The 21,978-nt window shown below is 67.4% G+C and carries 22 protein-coding genes; 11 read left to right on the forward strand and 11 right to left on the reverse strand.

Annotation, left to right across the window (positions count from 1 at the left end; all coding sequences use genetic code 11):
- Window position 1 precedes the first annotated feature (1 nt).
- The 5 genes from BN948_RS14250 (at window position 2) to lysS (ending at window position 5,200) form a co-directional block, all read left to right on the forward strand.
- Window positions 2–931, forward strand: a complete 930-nt coding sequence (locus BN948_RS14250; protein ID WP_009516834.1) for a branched-chain amino acid ABC transporter permease — start codon at window positions 2–4, stop codon at window positions 929–931.
- A 19-nt stretch (window positions 932–950) separates the two neighbouring features.
- Window positions 951–2,045 (forward strand): branched-chain amino acid ABC transporter permease, encoded by a 1,095-nt coding sequence (locus tag BN948_RS14255; protein ID WP_138820071.1) that lies wholly within the window; start codon window positions 951–953, stop codon window positions 2,043–2,045.
- 10 nt (window positions 2,046–2,055) lie between these two features.
- Window positions 2,056–2,826, forward strand: coding sequence for an ABC transporter ATP-binding protein (locus BN948_RS14260; protein ID WP_009516836.1), 771 nt, complete (start codon window positions 2,056–2,058; stop codon window positions 2,824–2,826).
- A 17-nt stretch (window positions 2,827–2,843) separates the two neighbouring features.
- Window positions 2,844–3,560, forward strand: a complete 717-nt coding sequence (locus tag BN948_RS14265; RefSeq protein ID WP_009516837.1) for an ABC transporter ATP-binding protein — start codon at window positions 2,844–2,846, stop codon at window positions 3,558–3,560.
- 80 nt (window positions 3,561–3,640) lie between these two features.
- Window positions 3,641–5,200, forward strand: coding sequence for a lysine--tRNA ligase (gene lysS, locus BN948_RS14270; protein ID WP_009516838.1), 1,560 nt, complete (start codon window positions 3,641–3,643; stop codon window positions 5,198–5,200).
- 9 nt (window positions 5,201–5,209) lie between these two features.
- Here the strand turns inward: lysS and BN948_RS14275 are convergent, their stop codons facing one another.
- The gene (locus BN948_RS14275; protein WP_009516839.1) at window positions 5,210–6,964 is read right to left on the reverse strand and encodes a sensor domain-containing diguanylate cyclase; all 1,755 of its coding nucleotides are present in this window, start codon (window positions 6,962–6,964) and stop codon (window positions 5,210–5,212) included.
- A gap of 31 nt (window positions 6,965–6,995) precedes the next feature.
- Complete coding sequence (rpoH, locus tag BN948_RS14280) at window positions 6,996–7,952, reverse strand: RNA polymerase sigma factor RpoH (RefSeq protein WP_009516840.1); 957 nt, start codon at window positions 7,950–7,952, stop codon at window positions 6,996–6,998.
- A gap of 184 nt (window positions 7,953–8,136) precedes the next feature.
- Between rpoH and BN948_RS14285 the strand changes: the two genes are divergently transcribed.
- The 3 genes from BN948_RS14285 (at window position 8,137) to pcp (ending at window position 9,989) form a co-directional block, all read left to right on the forward strand.
- Entirely contained in the window at window positions 8,137–8,322 is a 186-nt protein-coding gene (locus BN948_RS14285; RefSeq protein ID WP_009516841.1) for a DUF6496 domain-containing protein, read from the forward strand.
- Window positions 8,323–8,413: 91 nt separating this feature from the next.
- The gene (locus BN948_RS14290; RefSeq protein WP_009516842.1) at window positions 8,414–9,286 is read left to right on the forward strand and encodes a DUF3014 domain-containing protein; all 873 of its coding nucleotides are present in this window, start codon (window positions 8,414–8,416) and stop codon (window positions 9,284–9,286) included.
- 31 nt (window positions 9,287–9,317) lie between these two features.
- Complete coding sequence (pcp, locus tag BN948_RS14295; protein WP_009516843.1) at window positions 9,318–9,989, forward strand: pyroglutamyl-peptidase I; 672 nt, start codon at window positions 9,318–9,320, stop codon at window positions 9,987–9,989.
- Between the two features lie 6 nt (window positions 9,990–9,995).
- Here the strand turns inward: pcp and BN948_RS14300 are convergent, their stop codons facing one another.
- Entirely contained in the window at window positions 9,996–10,319 is a 324-nt protein-coding gene (locus tag BN948_RS14300; protein WP_009516844.1) for a hypothetical protein, read from the reverse strand.
- A 53-nt stretch (window positions 10,320–10,372) separates the two neighbouring features.
- Window positions 10,373–10,780, reverse strand: coding sequence for a phage holin family protein (locus BN948_RS14305; RefSeq protein WP_009516845.1), 408 nt, complete (start codon window positions 10,778–10,780; stop codon window positions 10,373–10,375).
- 123 nt (window positions 10,781–10,903) lie between these two features.
- Between BN948_RS14305 and BN948_RS14310 the strand changes: the two genes are divergently transcribed.
- A complete protein-coding gene (locus tag BN948_RS14310) occupies window positions 10,904–12,739 on the forward strand; it encodes a DEAD/DEAH box helicase (protein WP_009516846.1) in 1,836 nt (611 codons plus the stop codon).
- A 43-nt stretch (window positions 12,740–12,782) separates the two neighbouring features.
- On the opposite strand, the gene BN948_RS14315 is transcribed toward BN948_RS14310, so the two are convergent.
- The 3 genes from BN948_RS14315 to BN948_RS14325 are packed head-to-tail and all read right to left on the reverse strand — an operon-like array spanning window position 12,783 to window position 15,735.
- The gene (locus BN948_RS14315; RefSeq protein WP_009516847.1) at window positions 12,783–14,600 is read right to left on the reverse strand and encodes a glutamine--tRNA ligase/YqeY domain fusion protein; all 1,818 of its coding nucleotides are present in this window, start codon (window positions 14,598–14,600) and stop codon (window positions 12,783–12,785) included.
- 44 nt (window positions 14,601–14,644) lie between these two features.
- Entirely contained in the window at window positions 14,645–15,223 is a 579-nt protein-coding gene (locus BN948_RS26680; RefSeq protein WP_138820060.1) for a hypothetical protein, read from the reverse strand.
- A gap of 41 nt (window positions 15,224–15,264) precedes the next feature.
- The gene (locus tag BN948_RS14325; RefSeq protein ID WP_009516849.1) at window positions 15,265–15,735 is read right to left on the reverse strand and encodes a type III secretion system chaperone; all 471 of its coding nucleotides are present in this window, start codon (window positions 15,733–15,735) and stop codon (window positions 15,265–15,267) included.
- 188 nt (window positions 15,736–15,923) lie between these two features.
- Between BN948_RS14325 and BN948_RS14330 the strand changes: the two genes are divergently transcribed.
- The gene (locus tag BN948_RS14330) at window positions 15,924–17,015 is read left to right on the forward strand and encodes a DUF4401 domain-containing protein (RefSeq protein ID WP_009516850.1); all 1,092 of its coding nucleotides are present in this window, start codon (window positions 15,924–15,926) and stop codon (window positions 17,013–17,015) included.
- 3 nt (window positions 17,016–17,018) lie between these two features.
- Here BN948_RS14330 and BN948_RS14335 read toward each other — a convergent pair whose 3' ends face one another.
- On the reverse strand, window positions 17,019–18,905 hold the full coding sequence (locus tag BN948_RS14335; RefSeq protein WP_009516851.1) for a choice-of-anchor I family protein: 1,887 nt from the start codon (window positions 18,903–18,905) through the stop codon (window positions 17,019–17,021).
- Between the two features lie 91 nt (window positions 18,906–18,996).
- Complete coding sequence (locus BN948_RS14340) at window positions 18,997–19,620, reverse strand: DUF924 family protein (RefSeq protein ID WP_009516853.1); 624 nt, start codon at window positions 19,618–19,620, stop codon at window positions 18,997–18,999.
- Between the two features lie 100 nt (window positions 19,621–19,720).
- Between BN948_RS14340 and BN948_RS14345 the strand changes: the two genes are divergently transcribed.
- Window positions 19,721–20,143, forward strand: coding sequence for a hypothetical protein (locus BN948_RS14345; RefSeq protein WP_009516854.1), 423 nt, complete (start codon window positions 19,721–19,723; stop codon window positions 20,141–20,143).
- 26 nt (window positions 20,144–20,169) lie between these two features.
- On the opposite strand, the gene BN948_RS14350 is transcribed toward BN948_RS14345, so the two are convergent.
- On the reverse strand, window positions 20,170–20,940 hold the full coding sequence (locus BN948_RS14350) for a LytR/AlgR family response regulator transcription factor (RefSeq protein ID WP_009516855.1): 771 nt from the start codon (window positions 20,938–20,940) through the stop codon (window positions 20,170–20,172).
- Window positions 20,937–21,974 carry a sensor histidine kinase gene (locus BN948_RS14355; protein WP_009516856.1) on the reverse strand — a complete coding sequence of 346 codons (1,038 nt, stop codon included), beginning with the start codon at window positions 21,972–21,974 and terminating at the stop codon, window positions 20,937–20,939. The genes BN948_RS14350 and BN948_RS14355 overlap by 4 nt, the downstream gene beginning before the upstream one ends.
- Between the last annotated feature and the right edge of the window lie 4 nt (window positions 21,975–21,978).

Consider the following 21,978-nt stretch of genomic DNA (forward strand, 5'->3'; position numbering starts at 1 on the left):
CATGGAAGTCTTGCTACAGCAGATCCTCAACGGTCTGGTGCTGGGCAGCATGTACGCACTGGTGGCCCTTGGCTACACCATGGTGTACGGCATCATCGGCCTCATCAACTTCGCGCACGGCGACGTGCTCATGGTGGGGGCACTCACCAGTTGGACGCTCATCACCACGATGCAGGACGCCTCGCCCGGCATGCCCGGCTGGCTGATGCTCATCGTCGCCACCGTCATCGCCATGGTGGTCTGCGCGGCACTCAACTTCACGATCGAAAAGCTGGCCTACCGGCCGCTGCGCAACTCGCCGCGATTGGCCCCGCTGATCACCGCGATCGGCGTCTCCATCCTCTTGCAGACGCTGGCAATGATCATCTGGAAGCCCAACCCCAAGTCGTATCCCTCCACGCTCTCGCGTGAGCCGATCGAGTTCTTCGGTGCCGTGCTCTCCATCACCCAGATCACCATCCTGGCCACCACGGTCATCGTGCTGGCGCTGCTGATGTGGCTGGTCAACCGCACCAACCTGGGTCGCGCCATGCGCGCCACCGCCGAGAACCCGCGCGTGGCGGCACTGATGGGCATCAAGCCCGACGTGGTCATCTCCGCCACCTTCATCATCGGCGCCATGCTGGCGGCCATCGCCGGCATCATGTGGGCGTCCAACTACGGCACCGTGCAGCACGCCATGGGCTTCATGCCTGGCCTCAAGGCCTTCGTGGCCGCGGTCATGGGTGGCATCGGCAACCTGGCCGGCGCCGTGCTCGGCGGCGTGGCCCTGGGGCTGATCGAATCGCTCGGTGCCGGCTACCTGGGCCGTCTCACCGGTGGTTTCCTGGGCAGCCAGTACACCGACATCTTCGCCTTCATCGTGCTGGCCTTCGTGCTGATCCTGCGCCCCTCGGGTCTGCTGGGCGAGCGTGTGGCCGACCGTGCCTGATCCGACGGGAGAGACCATGATGAACTCCAAACCCGTCAAGCTGATCGCCTTCCTGGTGGTCGCGGCGCTGATGCTGATCCTGCCGCTGGTGCTGCAGTCCACCGGCAGCAACTCCTGGGTGCGCATCGTCGACGTGGCGCTGCTCTATGTGCTGCTGGCCCTGGGCCTGAACATCGTGGTGGGCTACGCCGGCCTGCTCGACCTCGGCTTCATCGCCTTCTTCGCGGTGGGCGCGTACCTGTACGGCCTGCTCGCCTCGCCGCACCTCACCGACACCTTCGCCTGGCTGGCCGCCACTTTCCCGACCGGCCTGCACATGAACTTCTGGCTGGTGATGGTGCTGGCGGGCATCGTCGCAGGCGTCACGGGCCTGATCCTGGGCTTTCCGGTGCTCAAGCTGCGCGGCGACTACCTGGCCATCGTCACCCTGGGCTTCGGCGAGATCGTGCGCATCTTCATGCTCAACCTCGACCGGCCCATCAACCTCACCAACGGCCCCAAGGGATTGACCAACGTGGACGCGGTGAGCGTCTTCGGGCACCGGATGAGCCAGCGCCTGGAAATCAACATCGGCGACTTCTCGTACACCTTCGAGTCGGTCACGATGTACTACTACCTCATCCTGTTCTTCGTCGTGCTGGCGATCATCATCGCGAGCCGCCTGCAGGACTCGCGCATCGGCCGCGCATGGATGGCCATCCGCGAAGATGAAATCGCCGCCAAGGCCATGGGCCTGAACACGCGCAACCTCAAGCTGGCCGCCTTCGGCATGAGTGCCACCTTCGGCGGCATCGCCGGCGTGCTGTTCGCGTCCTTCATGCGCGGCGTCTACCCCGAGTCCTTCATCCTGATGGAGTCGGTGATGATCGTCGCCATGGTGGTGCTGGGTGGCCTGGGCCACATCCCCGGCGTCATCCTGGGCGCGCTGGTGCTGGCGGGTCTGCCGGAGCTTCTGCGCCACGTGGCGCACCCGCTCACGGCCATGACGGACGGCCGCCTCGGCCCCGAAATCCTGCGCCAGCTGCTCATCGCCCTGGCCATGATCGTCATCATGCTGCTGCGTCCCAAGGGCTTGTGGCCGTCTCCCGAACACGGCAAGTCCCTGAGCAAGTGAGGAGCGCGGCATGACAGACACCATCCTGAAAGTCGCCAGCGTCTCCAAACGCTTCGGTGGCCTGCAAGCCCTCAGCGACGTGGGCATCGAAATTCGTCGCGGCCAGGTCTATGGGCTGATCGGCCCCAACGGCGCAGGCAAGACGACCTTCTTCAACGTGCTCACCGGCCTGTACACGCCCGATAGCGGCAGCTTCGAACTCGCGGGCCAGGCCTACACGCCCACCGCGGTGCACGAAGTGGCCAAGGCCGGCATCGCGCGCACCTTCCAGAACATCCGCCTGTTCGCCGAGATGACGGCGCTGGAGAACGTCATGGTCGGGCGCCACGTGCGCACCGGCTCGGGCCTGCTCGGCGCCATCCTGCGCACACCGAAGTTCAAGCGAGAGGAACGCGAGATCGCCGATCGCGCGAAGGAATTGCTCGACTACGTGGGCATCGGCAAGTTCGCCGACTACAAGTCCCGCACGCTCAGCTACGGTGATCAGCGCCGCCTGGAGATCGCGCGCGCCCTGGCCACCGACCCGCAGCTCATCGCGCTCGACGAGCCCGCCGCCGGCATGAACGCGACCGAGAAGATCCAGTTGCGCGAGCTCATCGACCGCATCCGCAACGACAACCGCACCATCCTGTTGATCGAGCACGACGTGAAGCTCGTGATGGGCCTGTGCGACCGCGTGACCGTGCTCGACTACGGCAAGCAGCTCTCCACCGGCACACCGGCCGAGGTGCAGAAGGACCCGAAAGTGATCGAGGCCTACCTCGGCACGGGCGGTCATTGAGTCGGCAGGAGAACAGCATGGCAAACACACTACTCAAAGTCGCCGGCCTGAAGGTCGCTTACGGCGGCATCAAGGCGGTCAAGGGCATCGACCTCGAAGTGAACGAGGGCGAGCTGATCTCGCTCATCGGCTCCAATGGCGCCGGCAAGACCACCACCATGAAGGCCATCACCGGCTCGCTCGCCATGGAGGCGGGCGACGTCGAGTACATGGGCAAGAGCATCAAGGGCAAGGGCGCGTGGGACCTGGTGAAACAAGGCCTGGCGATGGTGCCCGAGGGCCGCGGCGTGTTCACGCGCATGAGCATCACCGAGAACCTGCAGATGGGCGCCTACGTTCGCAAGGACAAGGCCGGCATCGCGCAGGACATCGAGCGCATGTTCGGCATCTTCCCGCGCCTGAAGGAGCGCAAGGACCAGCTCGCCGGCACCATGAGCGGTGGCGAGCAGCAGATGCTGGCCATGGCGCGCGCGCTGATGAGCCAGCCCAAGGTGCTGCTGCTCGACGAGCCATCCATGGGCCTGTCGCCCATCATGGTCGACAAGATTTTCGAGGTGGTGCGCGACGTGTCGGCACAGGGCGTGACCATCCTGCTGGTGGAGCAGAACGCCAGCCGCGCGCTGCAGATCGCCGACCGTGGCTACGTGATGGACTCGGGCGAGATCATCATGAGCGGAGATGCGAAGCAGATGCTGACGGATCCGAAAGTGCGCGCCGCGTACCTCGGCGAATGACCGCTGGCGGCCCGGTGGGCCGCCCAAAACTACAATCGCGGGTTGCGCGCCATTCAGGCGCCCAACCCGCTTTTTCATTCATGAGCCAAGCCAACACCCCCGACACCGCCGCCGCGCCCGTCGCACACGACGAAAACCAGCTCATCGCCGAACGCCGCGAGAAGCTCAAGGCCCTGCGCGAGGCCCAGAAGCGGGGCGAGGGGGTGGCCTTCCCGAACGATCACAAGCCCACCGACAACGCGGCGGCCCTGTTCGCCGCGCACGGCCAGCGCAGCAAGGAAGAGCTGGAGGCCACGCCGGTTCGTGCCAGCGTGGCCGGCCGCATGATGCTCAAGCGCGTGATGGGCAAGGCCAGCTTCGCCACGCTGCAGGACGCCTCTCTGGGCGAAAGCGGTGGGCGCATCCAGATCTACCTGAACAACGACAGCGTGGGCGAGGCGCAGCACGGCGCCTTCAAGCACTGGGACCTGGGCGACATCGTGGCCGCCGAGGGCGTGCTGTTCCGCACCCGCACCGGCGAGCTCACCATCCACGCCGACAAGATCCGCCTGCTCACCAAGAGCCTGCGGCCCCTGCCCGACAAGTTCCACGGCGTGGCCGACCAGGAGATCAAGTACCGCCAGCGCTACGTGGACCTGATGACCGACGAGGCCGCGCGCCGCCGCTTCGTCGCGCGCAGCCAGGCCATCACCGCGCTGCGCCAGTTCATGGTCTCGCATGGCTTCCTCGAGGTCGAGACGCCCATGCTGCACCCCATCCCCGGCGGTGCCAACGCCAAGCCCTTCGTCACGCACCACAACGCGCTGGATCAGGAGATGTTCCTGCGCATCGCGCCCGAGCTGTATCTCAAGCGCCTGCTGGTGGGCGGCTTCGATCGCGTGTTCGAGATCAACCGCAACTTCCGCAACGAAGGTATCTCGGTGCGCCACAACCCCGAGTTCACCATGATGGAGTTCTACGCGGCGTACTGGAACTACAACGATCTCATGGATTTCTCGGAGCAGCTCATCCGCCACGTGGTGCGCACCGTGCGCGGCGAGGGCGAGGTCACCTACCAGGGCCGCGCGGTCGACATCGATTCGCCCTTCGAGCGCCTGACCATCCGCGACGCCATCGTCAAGTACACCGACGCCGGTGCGAACGTGGACGAGGCCGACTGGCTGCGCGGCCAGTTGCGCAAGCTGGGCCTCACGGAAGAGAAGGACCAGTTGTCCACACGCAGCCTGGCCTCGCTGCAGGTGATGTTCTTCGAGGAGAAGGTGGAGAGCGAGCTCTGGAACCCCACCTTCATCATGGAGCACCCCACCGAAATCTCGCCGCTGGCGCGCGCCAACGACGAGCGGCCCGAGGTGACCGAGCGCTTCGAGCTCTACATCACCGGCCGCGAGTTCGGCAACGCCTTCTCGGAGTTGAACGACGCCGAGGACCAGGCCGCGCGCTTCCAGGCGCAGGCCGACGCCAAGGACGGCGGCGACGACGAGGCCATGCACTTCGACGCCGACTACATTCGCGCGCTGGAGTACGGCATGCCGCCCGCGGGCGGCTGCGGCATCGGCATCGACCGTCTCATGATGCTGCTGACCGACAGCCCCAGCATCCGCGACGTGATCCTGTTTCCCGCGCTGCGCCGCGAGGTCTGAGCCCGCCGCTCAGAAGTTCAGCCGCAGGATCGCCTTGCGAGGGTCCTCGCTCAGTGTGAGCATGCCCTGGCGCAGCCATTCGAGGTGCGCGCCCGCGTCCTGGGCAAGCTCGCCCTTGGCATCGGGCAGGAGCGCCGCCACCACACGCAAGCGCAGCGTGGTGCCCGCCGGCAGGCGGGGCGAAGGGCGCAGGCCGTTGGCCACCAGGCTGGTGGCGGTGTGCAGCACCTGTTCGTTCTTCACGGGGCCTTCCATCAGCAACGCGAAGCTGTCGTCGTCCATGCGCGCGGCGATGTCCACGTCGCGCGCGACCGAGCGCAGCTGAGAGGCCGCAATCACCAGCGCGCGATCGGCGATCTCGCGGCCATGGCGCTGATTGATCTCGGCGTGGTTGTCCAGGTGCACCAGCAGCACCGCGCCCTGGTGCCCGTATCGCTCGGCGCGCACCAGGCTGTCGTGCAGGCGCTGCAGGAAATGCGGGCGGTGCGTGAGCCCGGTGAGCGGTTCGGTGCGTTCCAGCGCCAGCGCCCGCACCTGGGCCTCGTGCTGCAGTTGCGAACGCTGCAGCAGCGCGTAGATGAGGATGGGAGCTTCCATCGCCGCCGCGATGACCATGCCGTACTGCGACAGGAAGCCTGAGGAAATCAGGTTGAAGTTGCGCATCACGGGCAGGGCGGCGGTCACCAACATGGGCAGCATGCCCACCACGAACCAGCGGATCCAGGTGTCGCCGCTGCGCCAGGCCTTCCAGAGCATGGCGGCGACCACCGCCATGCAGATCGCGACCAGTGCGGTGAGGGCCTGCAGGCTGAGCGGGCTGGGCAGGAGTTGATCCCACACGATGCCGGCCAGCCACAGCGGCGCCAGCAGCAGGCATTGCCGGTCCAACATGCGGCCGATGCGCCGTGGCTGGGCCACCTGGCGCACGAACATCATGGCCACCAGGCCCAGGAGCGGCAGAAGAATGAATTCGGCCTCCTGGTTCCAGCGCGCCAGGCCTGGCCACAGGAACTGCCCGGCCACGCCCAGCGACGCGGCGAGCGACAAGCCCAACAAGGTGATGTACAGGGCATACGCGGCAAAGGCTGCGTCGCGAAAGACCACCATGTTGACCAGTGCCACCAGCGTCAGCAGCATGGCCATGCCGAAGTAGGCGCCGAGCCCGAACTGCTGATGGATGCGCTGCTCCCGCAGGCTGTTGTGGTCGTGAAGCTGGAACACGCCCGAGAAGGGCACCCTCGCGTGCTCAACCCGCACCCAGTAGCGAACGGTTTCGTCGGGTCTCACGTCCAGGCTGAAGACGGGGTAGCGGTCGGGGTTGGCCCAGTCGCGCACGGGCAGTCGGTCGCCAGCGCGCTGCACGCGCCATTGGCCCTGGCTGTCACGGTAGTAAAGCTCGATGGCATCGGTGCCCGACCGCGCCAGCTCGAGTTCCCAGTGCACATCGGTGTTTCGCATCAGTACGTCGAAGCGCAGCCACAGAGCGGCGTGATCATCGAGTCGCACCCGGTCGCCCGCGCGATGCAAGCGCCAGGGCCGCTCATGCAGCCCCGACGCGATCTCCTCGATGCCCAGCGAGCCGCTGGCGTCCACCAGTTGGAGGCTGCGACCGGCCAAGGGAATGGTGGCGCGGCGCTGGTCGAGCACGATGGGCCCGTCGTTGGTGGACGCGGCCGGGTCGGAGGCGAAAGCGAGGGAGGAGAACAGGGCCAGGCACAGGCCCAAGGCAGCGCTCAGGCGCCGCCACAAGGAAGCAGAAGGCATGGGGAGCGATTGTGCAATCGCTCCGGCCGGATCAGGCGTAGGCGGCGAGCGCCTTGCGCATCTTTTTCATGGCGGCCACCTCGATCTGGCGAATGCGCTCGGCGCTGACGCCGTACTCGGCGGCCAGTTCGTGCAGCGTCATGCCGCCCGAACCGTCGTCGTTCACCTGCAGCCAACGCTCGCTCACGATGCGGCGCGAACGCTCGTCGAGCTCGCTCAGGGCGCGTGCCACGCCCTCGGTGGCGAGCTGGTCGCGCTGCGCGGACTCGATCATGGCGGTGGGCTCGTGCGAGCCGTCGGCCAGGTAGGCAATGGGACCGAAGGCGTCGTCGCCGTCGTCACTGGGCGCGGGGTCAAGCACCACGTCGCCGCCCGACAGGCGCGTTTCCATCTCGCGCACCTCTTCGGGCTTGACGTTCAGTTCGCGCGCCATCAGACCGATCTCGGCGTCGCTCAGCACCTCGCGGTGTGTGTCGCCGTCGGCGGCCTCGGCGCGCAGGCCTTGCTTGCGTGAGCGCAGATTGAAGAACAGCTTGCGCTGGGCCTTGGTGGTGGCCAGCTTCACCATGCGCCAGTTCTTCAGGATGTACTCGTGGATCTCTGCCTTGATCCAGTGGATGGCGTAGCTCACCAGGCGCACACCCTGGTCGGGGTCGAAGCGCTTGACGGCCTTCATCAGGCCCACGCTGCCCTCCTGGATCAGGTCGCCGTGGGGCAGGCCGTAGCCCAGGTACTGTCGAGAGATGGAGACCACCAGACGCAGGTGCGACATGACCAGGCGGCCGGCGGCCTCCAGGTCGTTGTGATCGCGCAGGCGGCGCGCCGCGTCCTGCTCCTCTTCCAGGCTGAGCATCGGCAGGCGGTTTACGGCGGAGATGTACGCATCCAGATGGCCCAGCGGCGGCAGCGTGAGCGCGCGGCTCCAGGAACCGGCCACGGCCAGATCGCTGCTCGGCGCAGCGGCCACGGGTACAAGCGAATGGGTCATGGATGATCTCCTCGGGGTATCGAACAAGAATATTAGCACTCGCTTGGAGGGAGTGCTAAGGCGGAAGTTCCATTCACTCCAGTGGTCGTGGGGTATGTTTGCGATCACTCACTTTTTTGCAGATGAAGTGGTGCGGTACATGGATTGCCCGATGAGATTTCCTTTCAATTCAAGGAGATACGCCATGGCGAAGTACGGCCCCAAGGCATCGGAGAAGGTCGAGAAAGCGGTGCACGAGATGAAGGAAGGCAAGCTCCGGTCCAGTTCGGGCAAGAAGGTGACCAGCCGCAAGCAGGCGGTGGCCATCGGGCTGTCCGAGGCGCGTGAGGCCGGTGGCAAGGTTCCGCCAGCGCCGGACAAGAAGCGTTAGGGAGCGGTGAGGCCCCGCGCAGCGGTTTGCGGGGGGCAATGCAGGGGCGTAGGATCGGCCGCTTGCTGAGCTTTCCCGGAGACGACGAGGCATGCCACGCGAACCCGAACGAGACGACAACTCCCGCCTTTCCCTGTACCTGTTCGCGCTGCTGGTCCTGGCCGTGGCCGGCTACTTCGGCTGGCAGTATTACCAGTCCCGGCAGGCGCAGCCCGCCCCGGAACCCGAGCCGGTGGCGACCGCACCGGTCGTTCCCCCGGCCCCGGGCGAGCCGGCGGCGCCCGCCATCCAGCACCCGGTGGAGCCCCCGGCCGCCGAGCCAGCGACAGAGCCGACACCCCTTCCCGCGCTGGCCGATGCCGATCCCTACGTGGGTGACCGCCTCGGCGAACTGCTGGGCCGCCCCAACGTGCTGCGCTTCCTGCAGTTGGAGGGCTTCGTGAAGCGCACGGTGGCCACGGTAGACAACCTGGGCCGCTCGCACGCGCCGGTGCTGGTGTGGCCGGTCAACCCCACCCCGGGGCAGTTTGCGTCGGTCAAGGGGGCCGACGGCGCGGCCGAGACCATCCACCCCGACAACGCCGCGCGCTACACGCCCTTCGTGCGGTTCGTCGAATCGGTGGACACGGGCCAGGCCGTGGCGCTGTACCGCCGCCTCTACCCGCTGTTCCAGCAGGCATACGAGGAACTGGGCTTTGGCGGTCGCTACTTCAACGACCGCCTGGTGCAGGTGCTGGACCAACTCATCGCCACGCCCGTGCCCGCCTCGCCGCCGGCCGTGGTGCTGGTGGAGGTGAAGGGCGAGGTGGTCTCCACCCGGCCCTGGGTGCGCTACGAGTACGTCGACCCCAAGCTGCAAGCGATGTCGGCGGGCCAGAAGATCCTGCTGCGCATGGGTGCGGACAACCAGCGCCGCGTGCAGGCCAAGCTGGTGGACATTCGCGGTCGCGTCGCGCGGCGCTGAGGCGCCGGGCCGCGTGGGGTAGATTGGCGCGATGCCCGCCCGCCAACGCCCGACCTCCCCGCCGTCCCCCACGGTGCTGCTCACCGGTTTCGATCCCTTCGGCGGCGCGTCCGTGAACCCGAGCTGGCAGGCCGTTCAGGCCCTGCACGGCGAACACCTGCTGGACCACGCGGTGGTGGCGGCGCAACTGCCCACCGTGTTCGGCGAATCGCTGCGGTGTCTGACGGCTCTGCTCGACGAGCACCGGCCTGCGCTGGTGATCTGCGTGGGCCAGGCCGGGGGGCGCGGCGCCATCTCTCTGGAGCGCGTGGCCATCAACGTGGACGACGCACCCATCGCCGACAACGCGGGTGGGCAGCCCATCGACACACCTGTGCGGCCGGGCGCGCCCGCCGCCTACTTCACCGGCCTGCCGATCAAGGCCATGCTGGCCGAACTGCGGGCGGCCGGCATCGCGGCCGAGGTCTCGCAGACGGCCGGTACCTTCGTCTGCAACCACGTGTTCTACGGCCTCATGCGCACGCTGGCCACCCGCCGCACCTTGCGCCACACCCGTGGTGGCTTCGTGCACGTGCCCTGGTTGCCCGAACAGGGCACGCCCAGCATGGCGCTGGACGACATCGTGCGTGGCCTGCGGCTGGCCGTGCAATGCGCGCTGCGGGTGCGGCAGGACGAGGCGCTGGCGGCGGGCGCCACGCACTGAATCGCTTCAGGCCTGCCACACGCCGAAACCGGCCGAGCGCAGGTCGATGGCGACCTCGATCTCCTTGTCCACCGCGTCGGGGTAGCGCATGGGGTTGAAGCCTTCGTACAGGTCGGGCAGCAGCCGCAGACCGTACTTGAAGACATAGCCGTTGGACTGGATGCCGGCCTTGTGCTTGTCGAAGCGCGTGTCGGGGTCCAGGCCGGTCATGCCGACGTAGACACAGGGCTTGCCGTCCCGGTAGCCTGGATTGCACGCGCGGAACCGGGGTTCGAGCAGCACATCGGGGTGCAGCTCGATGACGTAGACGTGGTGGTGGAAGCGGGGCATTGGCAGAGTACCCAAAATGGGTCTCATCGGACCCCGATTGGGGCTTGTCGCTGTCAGAGCCAGACCTGCCCAGGCCCTGGACTGGTCTGAATGGTGAAGTCCGGCGTGCCGCCCAGCACGAAGGCCCCGAGCACCAGGCTCAGCAGCGACATGAGCAGGCTGGCCCAGAACGCCGTCCAGAAGCCATCGATCTCGAAGCCCTCCACCAGCCGCGCCACCAGCATCAGCACCACCGCGTTGATCACGAGCAGGAACAGACCGAAAGTGATCAGCGTGAGCGGCAAGGTGAGCCACACCAGCAGCGGGCGCACGATGGCGTTGGCCAGGCCCAGCAACAGGGCCGACACCAGCAAGGCGCCCGTGCTGCTGAAGCGCATGCCCTTGAACACGTGGCTGGCCACCCAGAGCGCAAAGGCGGTGAGAGCCCAGTGAAGGAGAAAGGGGGTGAGGTTGGCGAGCATGGGAATCGGGTGGTTGTGTGGTCTATTGATCGCTCAAAAAGCGCCGGCGACGTCAAAAGCGCGCTATTGGTTGCATTTGTGTGCATCATGCCAGCCTAAGGGATGTAACCAGGGACAAATGGCATGGCCACATTGATTCCGGCGATTGGCAGTTGCGTATCGCGCATGACCAGTGGTGAGCGGCGGCTGGCCGAACGACTCGAGCAGAAGCTCGAGAGCGATTACCTGCTCTGGTACGACGTCCCCGTCGGTCCGAAACAGACGCACCCTGATTTTGTTGTCCTACATCCTCGCCGTGGCGTGTTGATTCTGGAGACCAAGGATTGGCGTCTGGAGTCGGTGCAGCGCGCCACGCGGCAAATGTGGGAGATCGCGCCTGAAGGGATGGTGAAGGTAGTGATGAACCCGCTCGCACAGGCGCGGCACTGTGCCATTCAGGTCGTCAATGCCCTGGAGCGCGATCCTCAACTCGTACATGCCAGTGGTCCACACCAGGGAAAGTTGGCCTTCCCTTGGGGCCACGGAGTGGTATTCACGCGCATCACGCGCAAGCAGTTCGACGCTGCCGGCCTGAGCGAGGCCATAGAACCGCATTTTGTGATCTGTGCCGACGAGATGACCGAGGGCGTGGAAGCGGAAGCCTTTCAACAGCGCTTGTGGAACATGTTCCCGCAAGCCTTTGGCAGCAAGGCGCTGAGCCTGCCACAGCTCGATCGCGTGCGCTGGATCATGTTTCCCGAGGTCCGGGTTCCGGTGCAGGGCAAGTTGTTCAATACCGACGATGACACTGCCGAGTTACCCAGCATCATGCGCGTGATGGACCTGCAGCAAGAGCAGCTCGCGCGAAGCCTGGGCGAGGGGCACCGCGTCATCCATGGCGTGGCCGGTTCGGGCAAAACCATGCTGCTGGGCTACCGCGCAGAGCACCTGGCCAAGGCGCAGATGGCCCACGGCAAGCCCATCCTCATCCTTTGCTACAACGAGCCGCTGGCCAAGCAGCTTGCGCGTGTGATGCAACTCAAGGGCATCGCCCATTGCGTGCACGCCGTGCATTTCCACAAGTGGTGTCGTGATCAGCTCGTGGCCTATGGACAGGATTTGCCAGCACAGGGTCTATCCAGAGGTCATTTCTTCGACGATATGGTCCAGCGCGTGATCAGCGGCGTGGACCGACGCCAGATTCCCAGCGGCCAGTACCAGGCTGTGCTCATCGACGAGGGACACGACTTTGCACCCCAGTGGTTCAAGCTTGTGGTGCAGATGGTGGACCCGAACACCAATAGCCTGCTCGTGCTCTACGACGATGCGCAGAGCATCTACGAGCGAAGCAAGAAGCGTGAAGGGGTGGGGCAATTCAGCTTCAAGAGCGTGGGCGTTCAGGCCCAAGGTCGAACCACCATTCTCAAAATCAACTACCGCAACACGCGCCAGATCCTCGAGACCGCCAGTCTGGTCGCGGCCGACCTGCTGACCGCGGAAGACAGAGATGACGACGGCGTTCCCTTGCTCAAGCCCGTGAGTTGCGGGCGGGAGGGGCAGGCCCCGCTGATCATTCGCTTGCCCACCGTGCGCGAGGAAGCACAACAGGTGGCGGAGCTATTGGCCAGTGCCCACCAGGAAGGCCATGCCTGGGCTGATATGGCTGTCCTCTGCCGGCATTACAGCGAGATGGACATGTGCGCCAACGCCTTGCGCCAGCGTCGCCTGCCACACCAGGTGCGCAAAGGTGCGGGTACCTTTGACCCCGCGGCCGACAGCATCAAGGTGATGACGATGCACGTGAGCAAGGGGTTGGAGTTCCCGGTGGTGGCGTTGGTCGGCGTCGGGCAGATGCCGGCCCAGGGTGAAGACGAGCGCGATGAGGCTCGGCTGTTCTATGTCGGCGCCACGCGGGCCACCCATCGCTTGATTGTTGGGGCCGGGGGCGCCGGACGATTTGCGGTTCGCCTGGCCCCTTGAGGCGTGTCGGCAAGCCCCGGATGGTGGCGAGCTGACTCGGAGCTCACTTGCCCCAGCTGTCTTTCAACCCCGTCACCCGGTTGAACACCGCCTTGCCACCCACTCCGTGATCCACCCGATCGGCCACGAAGTACCCATGCCGCTCGAACTGGAACTTGTCATCGGGCCTGGCGGCGGCCAGTGAAGGCTCCACCCAGGCCTGAACCACCTTCAGGCTGTCCGGGTTCAGCGCCGACAGGAAGTCCTTGCCGCCCGCGTCCGGGTGCGGGTCGCTGAACAGCCGGTCGTACAGCCGCACCTCGGCGGGGATGCCGTCCGCCACGCCCACCCAGGTAATGGCTGCTTTGGCCTTCACGCTGTCGGCGCCCGGCGTACCGCTCTTGGTGCCGGGGATCACCTTGGCGTGCACCTCGGTCACGCGGCCGTCGGCGTCCTTCGCGCAGCCGGTGCATTCGATGACGTAGCCGCCCTTGAGCCGCACCACGTTGCCCGGGAACAGGCGCTTGTAGCCCTTGGGCGGCACCTCCTCGAAGTCCTCGCGCTCGATCCAGACGGCCTTGCCGATCATGAACACCCGATCGGGCGGCGGGGTCTCGCCCTCGGCGATGGCGGAGTGGGGCAGGGCGGGTTGGGTGCAGGTCTCCAGGTGGTCGTCGCTGCCGAACACCTCGCCCCAGTTGGTCATCACCAGCTTCACCGGGTCCAGCACGGCCATGGCGCGGTGGGCCTTGTGCTCCAGGTCCTCACGCAGGCAGCCTTCGAGCACGCTGTAGTCGATCCAGCTGTCGCTCTTGGTCACGCCGATGCGCTCGGCGAAGAGCTGGATGGCTTCAGGCGTGTAGCCGCGCCGGCGCAGGCCCACGATGGTGGGCATGCGCGGATCGTCCCAGCCGCTCACGCGCTTGTCGTTCACCAGTTGCGCCAGCTTGCGCTTGCTGGTGATGACGTAGGTGAGGTTCAGGCGCGCGAACTCGTACTGACGGGGCGGCGGGCTGGCCAGCAGGCCTGCCTCGTTCAGGCGCTCCAGCAGCCAGTCGTAGAACGGGCGCTGGTCCTCGAACTCCAGCGTGCACAGGCTGTGGGTGATCTGCTCCAGCGCGTCCTCGATGGGGTGCGCGTAGGTGTACATCGGGTAGATGCACCACTTGTCACCGGTGTTGTGGTGCGTGGCGCGGCGGATGCGGTAGATGGCCGGGTCGCGCAGGTTGATGTTGGGCGAGGCCATGTCGATCTTGGCGCGCAGCACGGCGGCGCCGTCGGGCAGTTTGCCGTCACGCATCTCGCGAAAGCGTGCCAGGTTCTCGGCCGGCGTGCGCTCGCGGAAGGGGCTGTTCTTGCCGGGCGTGTTGAAGTCGCCGCGGTTGGCGCGCATGTCCTCGGCGCTCTGTTCATCCACGTAGGCGTGGCCGCGCTCGATGAGCGATTCGGCCGCGCGGTACATGAAGTCGAAGTAGTCGCTGGCCTGGTAGAGGTGGCTGCCGCCCTTGCCTTCCCAGGAGTAGCCGAGCCACTTCACCGCGTCGATGATGCTGTCGACGTACTCGGTGTCTTCCTTCTCCGGGTTGGTGTCGTCGAAGCGCAGATGGCAGACGCCGCCGTAGTCGCGCGCCAGGCCGAAGTTCAGGCAGATGCTCTTGGCATGGCCGACGTGCAGGTAGCCGTTGGGCTCGGGCGGGAAGCGGGTGCGGATCTTCGCCGGGTCGGGCTGGCCGGCAGCCTGGTGGGCGGCGTCGCCCGGGGAGCCGGCCCAGTGGCGGCTGGTATAGGTGCCCTTGGCCAGATCGGTTTCGATGATCTGGCGCAGGAAGTTGCTGGCTTTGGCGTCGCCTTCGGTGGGCGCGGGGGATGCGGGGGTGGTCATGGGCGGATTCTAGGGACCCGCCAGTGCCCCCGCTCGCGCTGCGTTCAGCGATCCTGAGGTGCCTCGAGGCCAAGAAGCTTGTCGAGCTCCTCCACCGACCGGACCGCGCTGAGGCGGTTCAGCGGCGTCGACTCGGCTTCCACGCGATCGTCGAACTGCATAACGGATCGGGCCAGAGGGGACTGCACCACGCGATCGAGGTCGGCGGCGGAGTTCACCACCATCAGTTGTTCGAGAAGAGTCGCGTAGGGCGACGGCGCCTGGACCTGCGCGTTGTCGACCGTTTGGCGCGCGCTCACCGTTCGCAACTGTTTTACCGGTGGGCGCTGCGACGCCCGTTGGGGCGCCCGCGTCGGCAAAGCAGGGGAGGGGGTGCGCGTTGTGACGCCACTGCGCGACCGCGTCAGAGGTTGCGAGAGCTCTTGCGGCAGGTCTTGCTTGACCCGCGCCTTCGCCCGTTGGCCCTGGGTCCGGTTGATGCGCGGGAGTGCTCTCTGACGCCCTTGCGGAGCGGGTACGCCAGGCGCTTCTGTCGACGGCTTGACGGTGGCGGTGTGACTTGCCGGCGTCGTCTGCTGGCCTTTGTGGGTCTTGGAGGAACTGGAGATGCGTGTGCGTTGCATGTGGTGTGCGAGGGTGGGGTGGATGAACAAGGGTGAGGAAATCAGATGCGATCGAACATGACCCCCGGCGGCGCGGGCGGCGCCGGTTTGTCGGTCGCGGCGCGGGCGATGGCATCGACCCACCAGCGCCGCAGCGCCTCGAAGTGCAGCAGGGCGGCGTTGAAGGTCTCGGGGTCGCCATCCTCGGGGCCGAGTTCGCCGATCAGCATCAGCTCGCCTTCGTCTCCGTCGCGGGCGATGCGCAGGTCGCCGATCTCGCGCCACAGGGCGTTGTAGGACAGGGCCAGGTTCAGCGCGCTCAGTTCGCCCTCGGGGGTGGGCTGGCCCAGGTCGGCGGTGAGCACCAGGCGGGTCCAGTCGGTGGACCATTCCGCCATGAAGCCGCCGTCGCCCTGGAAGTCGATGAACCAGGTGGCGTCCTCGGTTTCGGTGAGGCCGGTGATCTGGGTCAGCCGTTCGCTTGCCTGGGTGAGCAGGCGCAGGGCATCGGTCGCGTCGTGAAGTGAGCTCATCGAGTGTTTCGAAAGGATCAAGAGACAGGGCTTGGGTGGAGGACCGCGCTGAGCCGTTCCGGGTCTAGACCAAGGAAGGGTCGGCTCGGGACTAAGGCCGCTTCTGCCAAGGGGGTAGGCAAGATGCCCATGGCGTACGCCCGCGGACAGGGCTCATGCGCTATCGTGCGCGCCAGGAGGAAGCCCCCATGAGCGACGAGAACACACCGGCGCCGGAGCGAAGCCAGCGCCTGCAGATCGACTGGCCCCGCTTGCAGGCCGCCGCACAGGCTGGCGACATCTCACCCGAGCAGGCAGAGCGCCTGTGGGCGCGCTGGGCGGGCGATGCCATCGCGCCCGCGCGCTTCAGCTTCACCCACGTGCTGTACTACTTCGGTGGCCTGCTGGCCATCGGCGCCATGACGCTGTTCATGACCCTGGGTTGGGAGCTGTTCGGCGCCTGGGGCGTGCTGCTGCTGTCGGTGGGCTACGGGGTGGGCGCGGTGGCGGTGGCGCGCCACCTGCAAGGCCGCGGCCTGCACATCCCGGCAGGCATCCTGGCCACCCTCGCGGTGTGCCTGGTGCCGCTGGCGGCGTGGTCGGTGCAGAGCGGCCTGGGCCTGTGGCCCGAGGGCGGTCCCGACAGCTACCGCGACTACCACCGCCTCATCGATTGGCGCTGGCTCACGCTGGAGCTGCTCACGCTCGCGGCGGCCGTGGTCATGCTGTGGTGGCTGCGCCTGCCGTTCATGGTGATGCCGGTGGCCGTGACGCTGTGGTACCTGAACATGGACGTGGCGCACATGCTCACGCGCCAAGAGGGCTTCGACTGGGAATTCACGCGCGACGTGTCCCTGGTGTTCGGCCTGGCCACCTGCGCCATCGCGGTGTGGGTGGACCTGCGTTGCCGCCTGGCCAGCGATCCGCGCGACCGGCAGGACTTCGCCTTCTGGCTCTACCTGTTCGGCGCCATCATGTTCTGGTGCGGGTTGAGCTTTCGCGAGAGCGACTCCGAGCTCTCCAAGCTGGGCTACGCGCTCATCAATGTGGTGCTGGTGTTCCTGGGCGCGGCCATCGCGCGGCGCGTGTTCACGGTGTTCGGCGCCATCGGCGTGGCTGGCTACGTGGGCTACCTCAGCTACAAGGTATTCGCCGACAGCCTGCTGTTCCCGTTCGTGCTCACACTGCTGGGCCTGGGGTTCGTGGCACTGGGCATCTGGTGGCAGCGGCGCGAGGCGCGCATTCACGCGCGCCTCGCAGGTTGGTTGCCGACGGCTCTGAGTCCGCTGGCCGAGGGCTGACGCTCAGGGCTGTCCGCCCGAGACGTTCAGCCGGTACACCGCCGTGGTGCCGCTGACTTCGTTGCCCACCACCACCAGAGGCGTGCCGTCGGGCGAGCGCTTGGCCGGGATGAACACCAGGCCTTCGGGGCCCAGGTCGCCCGCGGTGCTCAGTACGGTGCCCGGGTCGGCCGTGGTCCAGTCTTCGCGGCTGTTGAGGTAGTCCAGGCGTTTGGGGGCGGTGGGGTCGGTGATGTCGTACACCAGCACGCCGCCCATGCGCTCCAGGCCGATGAAGGCGAGCGTGTGTCCGTTGACCTGGCCGAGCGCAACGCCTTCGGGCTCGGGTCCCTTGGCGTCGCTGCGGCTGTCCTTGGCGCTGCCTTCGTCGTGGCCGGAGTTGAAGAAGTCCTTGCACGGGATGTTGCGCGCGCTGCCGAGCTTGCACTCGTCGCTGGCAAAGAACTTCTCGAACTCGGCGCCCGAATCCCACACCAGCCCGCCGTTGCCGTTCCAGATGCTGAAGGAGCGCGCGCCGTAGCTGTAGAGGTGGTCGTACATCAGGCGGTCGCCGGTGGGGTCTTCGGCGCCGGCGGCATTGAACATGACCGGGTTGCCGAGCGCGTCGGTGCGGTAGCCCATGGTCCAACTGATGTTGAGGCGGCCGAGGACGTCGTCGTTGCGGCATGCGTTCGGGTTGCCGGCCACCGCGCCGCAGTAGGCGAAGGTGGTCGGGTTGAGTTGGGCGCCCCAGCCCAGGGCGCGCAATTGCGGCGGCAGGTCGTCGCCGGCACGGCGATCGAAACCGCCGGTGTGCACCAGGTGCTTGACGCGGAATTCCTCGACGAAGCCCTTGCTGGCATCGCCGGCCCAGTAGTCGTTGTTGCCTTCGCCCCAGGCGCGGGCATCGCCTTCATTGGCGGTCACCAGGTAGGTCTGGCCACCCACCGCATACGAGGCCATTGCGTCGGGCAGGTACAGGCCGCGCACGCCGGGCAGGCTGCGGATGTTGATCAGGCCGTCCTCATCGGCCACGTCCATCTCGTTGCCGGGGGCGCCGTGGTCCTTGAAGCCCAGCGGCAGGATGTTGGTGACCGTGGCGCTGGCGATGTCGATCTTCGCCATCGCGTTGTTCTCCTGCAGCGTGGCCCAGGCGGTCTTGCCGTCGGCGGAAATGGCGATGTACTCGGGCTCGAAGTCCAGCGCGGCGCTGGCGCCAGGGCCATAGATGCGCACACCCTGCGCGCGCAGCGTGGCCTCCTGGCCGTTGAACGCGGTGAAGTCGGCGATGCGCACGGTGGGTGCGGCCGGGCTGCTCACGTCCACGATGGCGATGCTGCCTTCGGGGTCGGTCTGGTAGTCGTCGCTGGGCTCGCCTTCGTTGGCCAGCAGCACGGTCTTGCCATCAGGCGTGAAGGTGATCATGTCGGGCAGCGCGCCCACGGTGGCCGAGCCGAGCAGCGTCAGGTCGCTGGCGCGGTACAGGGCCACGCGGCCCGCGTCCGTCTTCACGGGCGCCTGAATGGCCACCGCCACCAGGCCGTCGTGCACGGCCACGCTGTTGATCTCGGCGCCGGCCAGCACGCCGCTGGCATCGATTTCGCCGATCTTCACCGGGTTGGCGGGCACGCGCAGGTCCAGCACATCCACCTTGCCGGCCAGGGCGTTCACCACGAACAGGCGCTGGGTGGTGGCGTCGTAGGCGGGGATCTCGGCCGCCGAGACGCCGAACTGGCCGGTGGCGTAGCCGCCGATCTTTTCGAGCTTGACGCTCAGGGGCTGGGGCTGGGGCGCGGGCGGGTTCGGGGTGTCACCGTTGCCACCGCCTCCGCCGCAGGCCGCGAGGGCGGCGGTGGCGATCAAGGTGGCAGCAAAACGGCCCAGGGCGGGCCGGCGGGTGGCGCGTGTCATCGAATCTCCTCGTGCAAGTAAGAACAAAGCACAAGGTTGTAGGCAGCGGCGATGACAGCCGCGTGTTGGATCGATGGCGTTTGTGTGACGGCTACTGCCCGAAGCGCGGCCCGTCCTTCAGGAAAGCCAGTTCTTCTGCAGTGCTCTTGCGCCCCAGGGCGTCATTGCGGTGCGGAAAACGCCCGAAGCGGGCCACGATGTCGCGGTGCAGCCGCGCGTAGCGCAGGTTCTCGTCCAGCGTGGCGTGGCAGAACGCCGGGGCCTGCTCGCGCAGGCGCTCGAAGCAGCGCACGGCCTCGTCCTGCAGGGGCAGCGACTCGGCGTGCACCAGGGGCATGTAGAGGAACACCCGGGCCACCACGGCCAGGCGCTCGTCCTCGCCGCTGGCCACGGCCGCGTGCGTGAGCGCCTGGGCGCGGGCATCACCGGCGAAGGCGCGCGCCTGGCGCCGGAACAGGTTGCGCGGCAACTGGTCCAGCAAGAGCACCAGGGCCAGGCGGCCCAGGGGCGAGTCGGCCCAGTCGGCCAGGCCGCCGGCCAGCGCTTCGTCCACCAAGGCGCCGTAGCGGTGGCGCAACTCCTCGTCCTGCTCGGGGTCGAAACCGAACCAGAGCTTGTCGCGTGGTTCGCTGGGCCAATGGCGGGTGAGGCCGTCGCCGCACCACTGATCGAGTAGGGGTTTGGCCTGAGGGGGAATGTAAAGATCGGTCGCCATTTACGTGTTGCTACAGCTTTGACCGGGCGTGGGGTGCGCGCGGCCCCGGCATTGTCTGTAATTCGGTTGCGGCATGCCGCCGTCGCTCCGGAGTCTCCCCATGAATACCCTGTCTCTCAGCCCCCGCCACCACCGCGCGCTGCGCGGCCTGGCCCTGCTGTCGCTGGCCGCTGGCGCCTGGGCGCTGTCGGGCATTGCCACGCAGGCGCAGGCGCGCGACAACGTCTACTGGTCCATCGGCGTCAACTCGCCCGGTGTGCACGTGGGTGTATCGAACGCGCCGACCGTGGTCTACAGCTACCCGTCCTACGGCTACCCGGTGTACAGCCCGCGCCCGGTGGTGGTGTACCCACGGCCTGTGGTCGTGCACCCGCACCCGGTGGTGGTGCATTCCTACCCCGTGTACCAACACCCACGCCAATGGCGCCACGACCGTCCGCCGAAGCACTGGCACAAGCACGGTTACCACCAAGGCTACAAGCACGGCTACCGCGACGGCCGCCGTGGCGGTTGGGACGACTGAAACGATGGCCCCCACGCGCCACCGCTTCACATCGCGCGGAAGCGGTCGGCGTAGAGGCGGCTGACGGCGAAAGCCTCATCGAGGCTACGCACCGTGAGCCGCCATTTGCCCGCTTCGTCGCGGGTCACGCGATCGATGGCATCCACCCGCACCACGGTGCCGCGGTGGATCTGCCAGAACCCCTCCGGGTCGAGCTGCGGCAGCAGTTCCTTGAGCGGGGTGCGGATCAGGAATTCACGCCCCTGCGTCAGCACCCGCACGTACTTGTCGGCCGCTTCGAACACCAGCACCTCGTCGATGGCGATGCGCTGCACGCTGTTGCCCGCGCTGGCCATGAGGTGTCGCAGCCTGGGCGCGGCGGACGCTGCTCCGGAAAGCAGGGCGCGCAGGCCCGCCCAATCGGGTGCGGCGCGGGCGCGCAAAGCGGCCTGCACGCGCGCCACGGTGCGCTGCAGCCGCTCGGGCTGCACGGGCTTGAGCACGTAGTCCAGCGCCTGCGCCTCGAAGGCCTGCACAGCGAACTCGTCGTGCGCGGTCACGAACACCAGCGCGGGCAGGGGTTGCTCGGCGGGCCACTCGTCGGCCAGCGTGGCGGCGGCGTCCAGGCCGCTCAGGGCGGGCATGCGGATGTCGAGGAACAGCACCTCGGGCCGCAGCGCCAAGGCCTGTTCCACGGCGGCGGCGCCGTCGCCCACGGTGGCGAGGACGCGCAGTTGCGGCCAGGCGCGGGCCAGTTCGGCCCGCAGGGCCTGCGCGAGCAGGGGTTCGTCTTCGGCGATGAGGGCGGTGGCGTTCATGGGGTGGACGGCAGGGGAAGGTACAGCCGCGCGCGGGTGCCCTGGCCCGGGGCGCTCTGCCACTCCAGGCGCGCGGCGGCGCCGTGCAGGGCCTGCAGGCGCTCGCGCACCTGCGTCAGGCCGAAGCCCTCGCGCGCGGGCGGCTCGCTGCCTACGCCGTTGTCGCTCACGCTCAGGCACAGGGTGTCGCCCTCGCGGTGCGCGCTCACGTGGAGCTCGCCACCGCGCGCGCTGGGCTCCAGGCCGTGGCGGATGGCGTTCTCCACCAGCGGCTGCAGCAGCAGCGCGGGCACGGGCAGGGGCGCCAGCACCTCGGGCAGGTCCAGGCTCACGCGCAGGCGCGGGCCCATGCGCACGCCCATGAGGGCGAGGTAGTCGTCCAGTCGCGCGAACTCGTCGCGCAGGGTGTGCCGCCCGCCATTGGCGTCGCTGCGCGAGGCCGCGAGCGTGGCCCGCAGGAAGCCGTTGAGCCGGTCGAGCATGTCGATGGCGCGCGGCGGATCGGTGGCGATGAGCGCGCGCAGGTTGGCGAGGGTGTTGAAGAGCATGTGCGGCTCGAGCTGCGACTCCAGCAGCCGCAGCCGCGCCTCGCTGGCCTGGCGTTGCGCCTCTTCTTGCTCCAGCCGGGCCTTGGCCAGCATCTCGCGGCTGGTGAAGTAGTAGGCGCCGAAGGCGCCCAGTGCCAGCGACATGAGCAGGAAGCCCACCGTGGCGCCGGGCAGATTGTTCGTGCTGGACAGCAGCGGGCGCCCCGTCAGCAGGTTGCCCGAGGCGAGGCCCAAGGCGTAACCGGCGAACACGGCCCCCACCACCAGCACGGCCATGGGCCGCACGCCAGGCCAGCCCGTGGGCGACAGCAGGTAGCGCCCACCGTCGATGCCCGCCCAGATGTAGAAGCCGATGAACTGCGAGTACAGCAGGGTGGTGGCGAAGCTGTCGCCCTTGATGGCGCTGATGGCCAAGGCCAGTACGGTGTTGAACACCGCGGCAATCAGCACGCGGCGCGCCACGGTGCGGGGGTTGAAGGCGACCATGGGC

This window comes from Hydrogenophaga intermedia, assembly GCF_000723405.1.
In the GTDB taxonomy this organism is placed as follows: domain Bacteria; phylum Pseudomonadota; class Gammaproteobacteria; order Burkholderiales; family Burkholderiaceae_C; genus Hydrogenophaga; species Hydrogenophaga intermedia.

What these genes read in the sequence shown, in the direction of transcription:
- BN948_RS14250 (WP_009516834.1), top strand. Translation starts at nt 2, where the DNA reads ATGGAAGTCTTGCTACAGCAGATCCTCAACGGTCTGGTGCTGGGCAGC.
- BN948_RS14255 (WP_138820071.1), top strand. Translation starts at nt 951, where the DNA reads ATGAACTCCAAACCCGTCAAGCTGATCGCCTTCCTGGTGGTCGCGGCG.
- BN948_RS14260 (WP_009516836.1), top strand. Translation starts at nt 2,056, where the DNA reads ATGACAGACACCATCCTGAAAGTCGCCAGCGTCTCCAAACGCTTCGGT.
- BN948_RS14265 (WP_009516837.1), top strand. Translation starts at nt 2,844, where the DNA reads ATGGCAAACACACTACTCAAAGTCGCCGGCCTGAAGGTCGCTTACGGC.
- lysS (WP_009516838.1), top strand. Translation starts at nt 3,641, where the DNA reads ATGAGCCAAGCCAACACCCCCGACACCGCCGCCGCGCCCGTCGCACAC.
- BN948_RS14275 (WP_009516839.1), bottom strand. Translation starts at nt 6,964, where the DNA reads ATGCCTTCTGCTTCCTTGTGGCGGCGCCTGAGCGCTGCCTTGGGCCTG.
- rpoH (WP_009516840.1), bottom strand. Translation starts at nt 7,952, where the DNA reads ATGACCCATTCGCTTGTACCCGTGGCCGCTGCGCCGAGCAGCGATCTG.
- BN948_RS14285 (WP_009516841.1), top strand. Translation starts at nt 8,137, where the DNA reads ATGGCGAAGTACGGCCCCAAGGCATCGGAGAAGGTCGAGAAAGCGGTG.
- BN948_RS14290 (WP_009516842.1), top strand. Translation starts at nt 8,414, where the DNA reads ATGCCACGCGAACCCGAACGAGACGACAACTCCCGCCTTTCCCTGTAC.
- pcp (WP_009516843.1), top strand. Translation starts at nt 9,318, where the DNA reads ATGCCCGCCCGCCAACGCCCGACCTCCCCGCCGTCCCCCACGGTGCTG.
- BN948_RS14300 (WP_009516844.1), bottom strand. Translation starts at nt 10,319, where the DNA reads ATGCCCCGCTTCCACCACCACGTCTACGTCATCGAGCTGCACCCCGAT.
- BN948_RS14305 (WP_009516845.1), bottom strand. Translation starts at nt 10,780, where the DNA reads ATGCTCGCCAACCTCACCCCCTTTCTCCTTCACTGGGCTCTCACCGCC.
- BN948_RS14310 (WP_009516846.1), top strand. Translation starts at nt 10,904, where the DNA reads ATGGCCACATTGATTCCGGCGATTGGCAGTTGCGTATCGCGCATGACC.
- BN948_RS14315 (WP_009516847.1), bottom strand. Translation starts at nt 14,600, where the DNA reads ATGACCACCCCCGCATCCCCCGCGCCCACCGAAGGCGACGCCAAAGCC.
- BN948_RS26680 (WP_138820060.1), bottom strand. Translation starts at nt 15,223, where the DNA reads ATGCAACGCACACGCATCTCCAGTTCCTCCAAGACCCACAAAGGCCAG.
- BN948_RS14325 (WP_009516849.1), bottom strand. Translation starts at nt 15,735, where the DNA reads ATGAGCTCACTTCACGACGCGACCGATGCCCTGCGCCTGCTCACCCAG.
- BN948_RS14330 (WP_009516850.1), top strand. Translation starts at nt 15,924, where the DNA reads ATGAGCGACGAGAACACACCGGCGCCGGAGCGAAGCCAGCGCCTGCAG.
- BN948_RS14335 (WP_009516851.1), bottom strand. Translation starts at nt 18,905, where the DNA reads ATGACACGCGCCACCCGCCGGCCCGCCCTGGGCCGTTTTGCTGCCACC.
- BN948_RS14340 (WP_009516853.1), bottom strand. Translation starts at nt 19,620, where the DNA reads ATGGCGACCGATCTTTACATTCCCCCTCAGGCCAAACCCCTACTCGAT.
- BN948_RS14345 (WP_009516854.1), top strand. Translation starts at nt 19,721, where the DNA reads ATGAATACCCTGTCTCTCAGCCCCCGCCACCACCGCGCGCTGCGCGGC.
- BN948_RS14350 (WP_009516855.1), bottom strand. Translation starts at nt 20,940, where the DNA reads ATGAACGCCACCGCCCTCATCGCCGAAGACGAACCCCTGCTCGCGCAG.
- BN948_RS14355 (WP_009516856.1), bottom strand. Translation starts at nt 21,974, where the DNA reads ATGGTCGCCTTCAACCCCCGCACCGTGGCGCGCCGCGTGCTGATTGCC.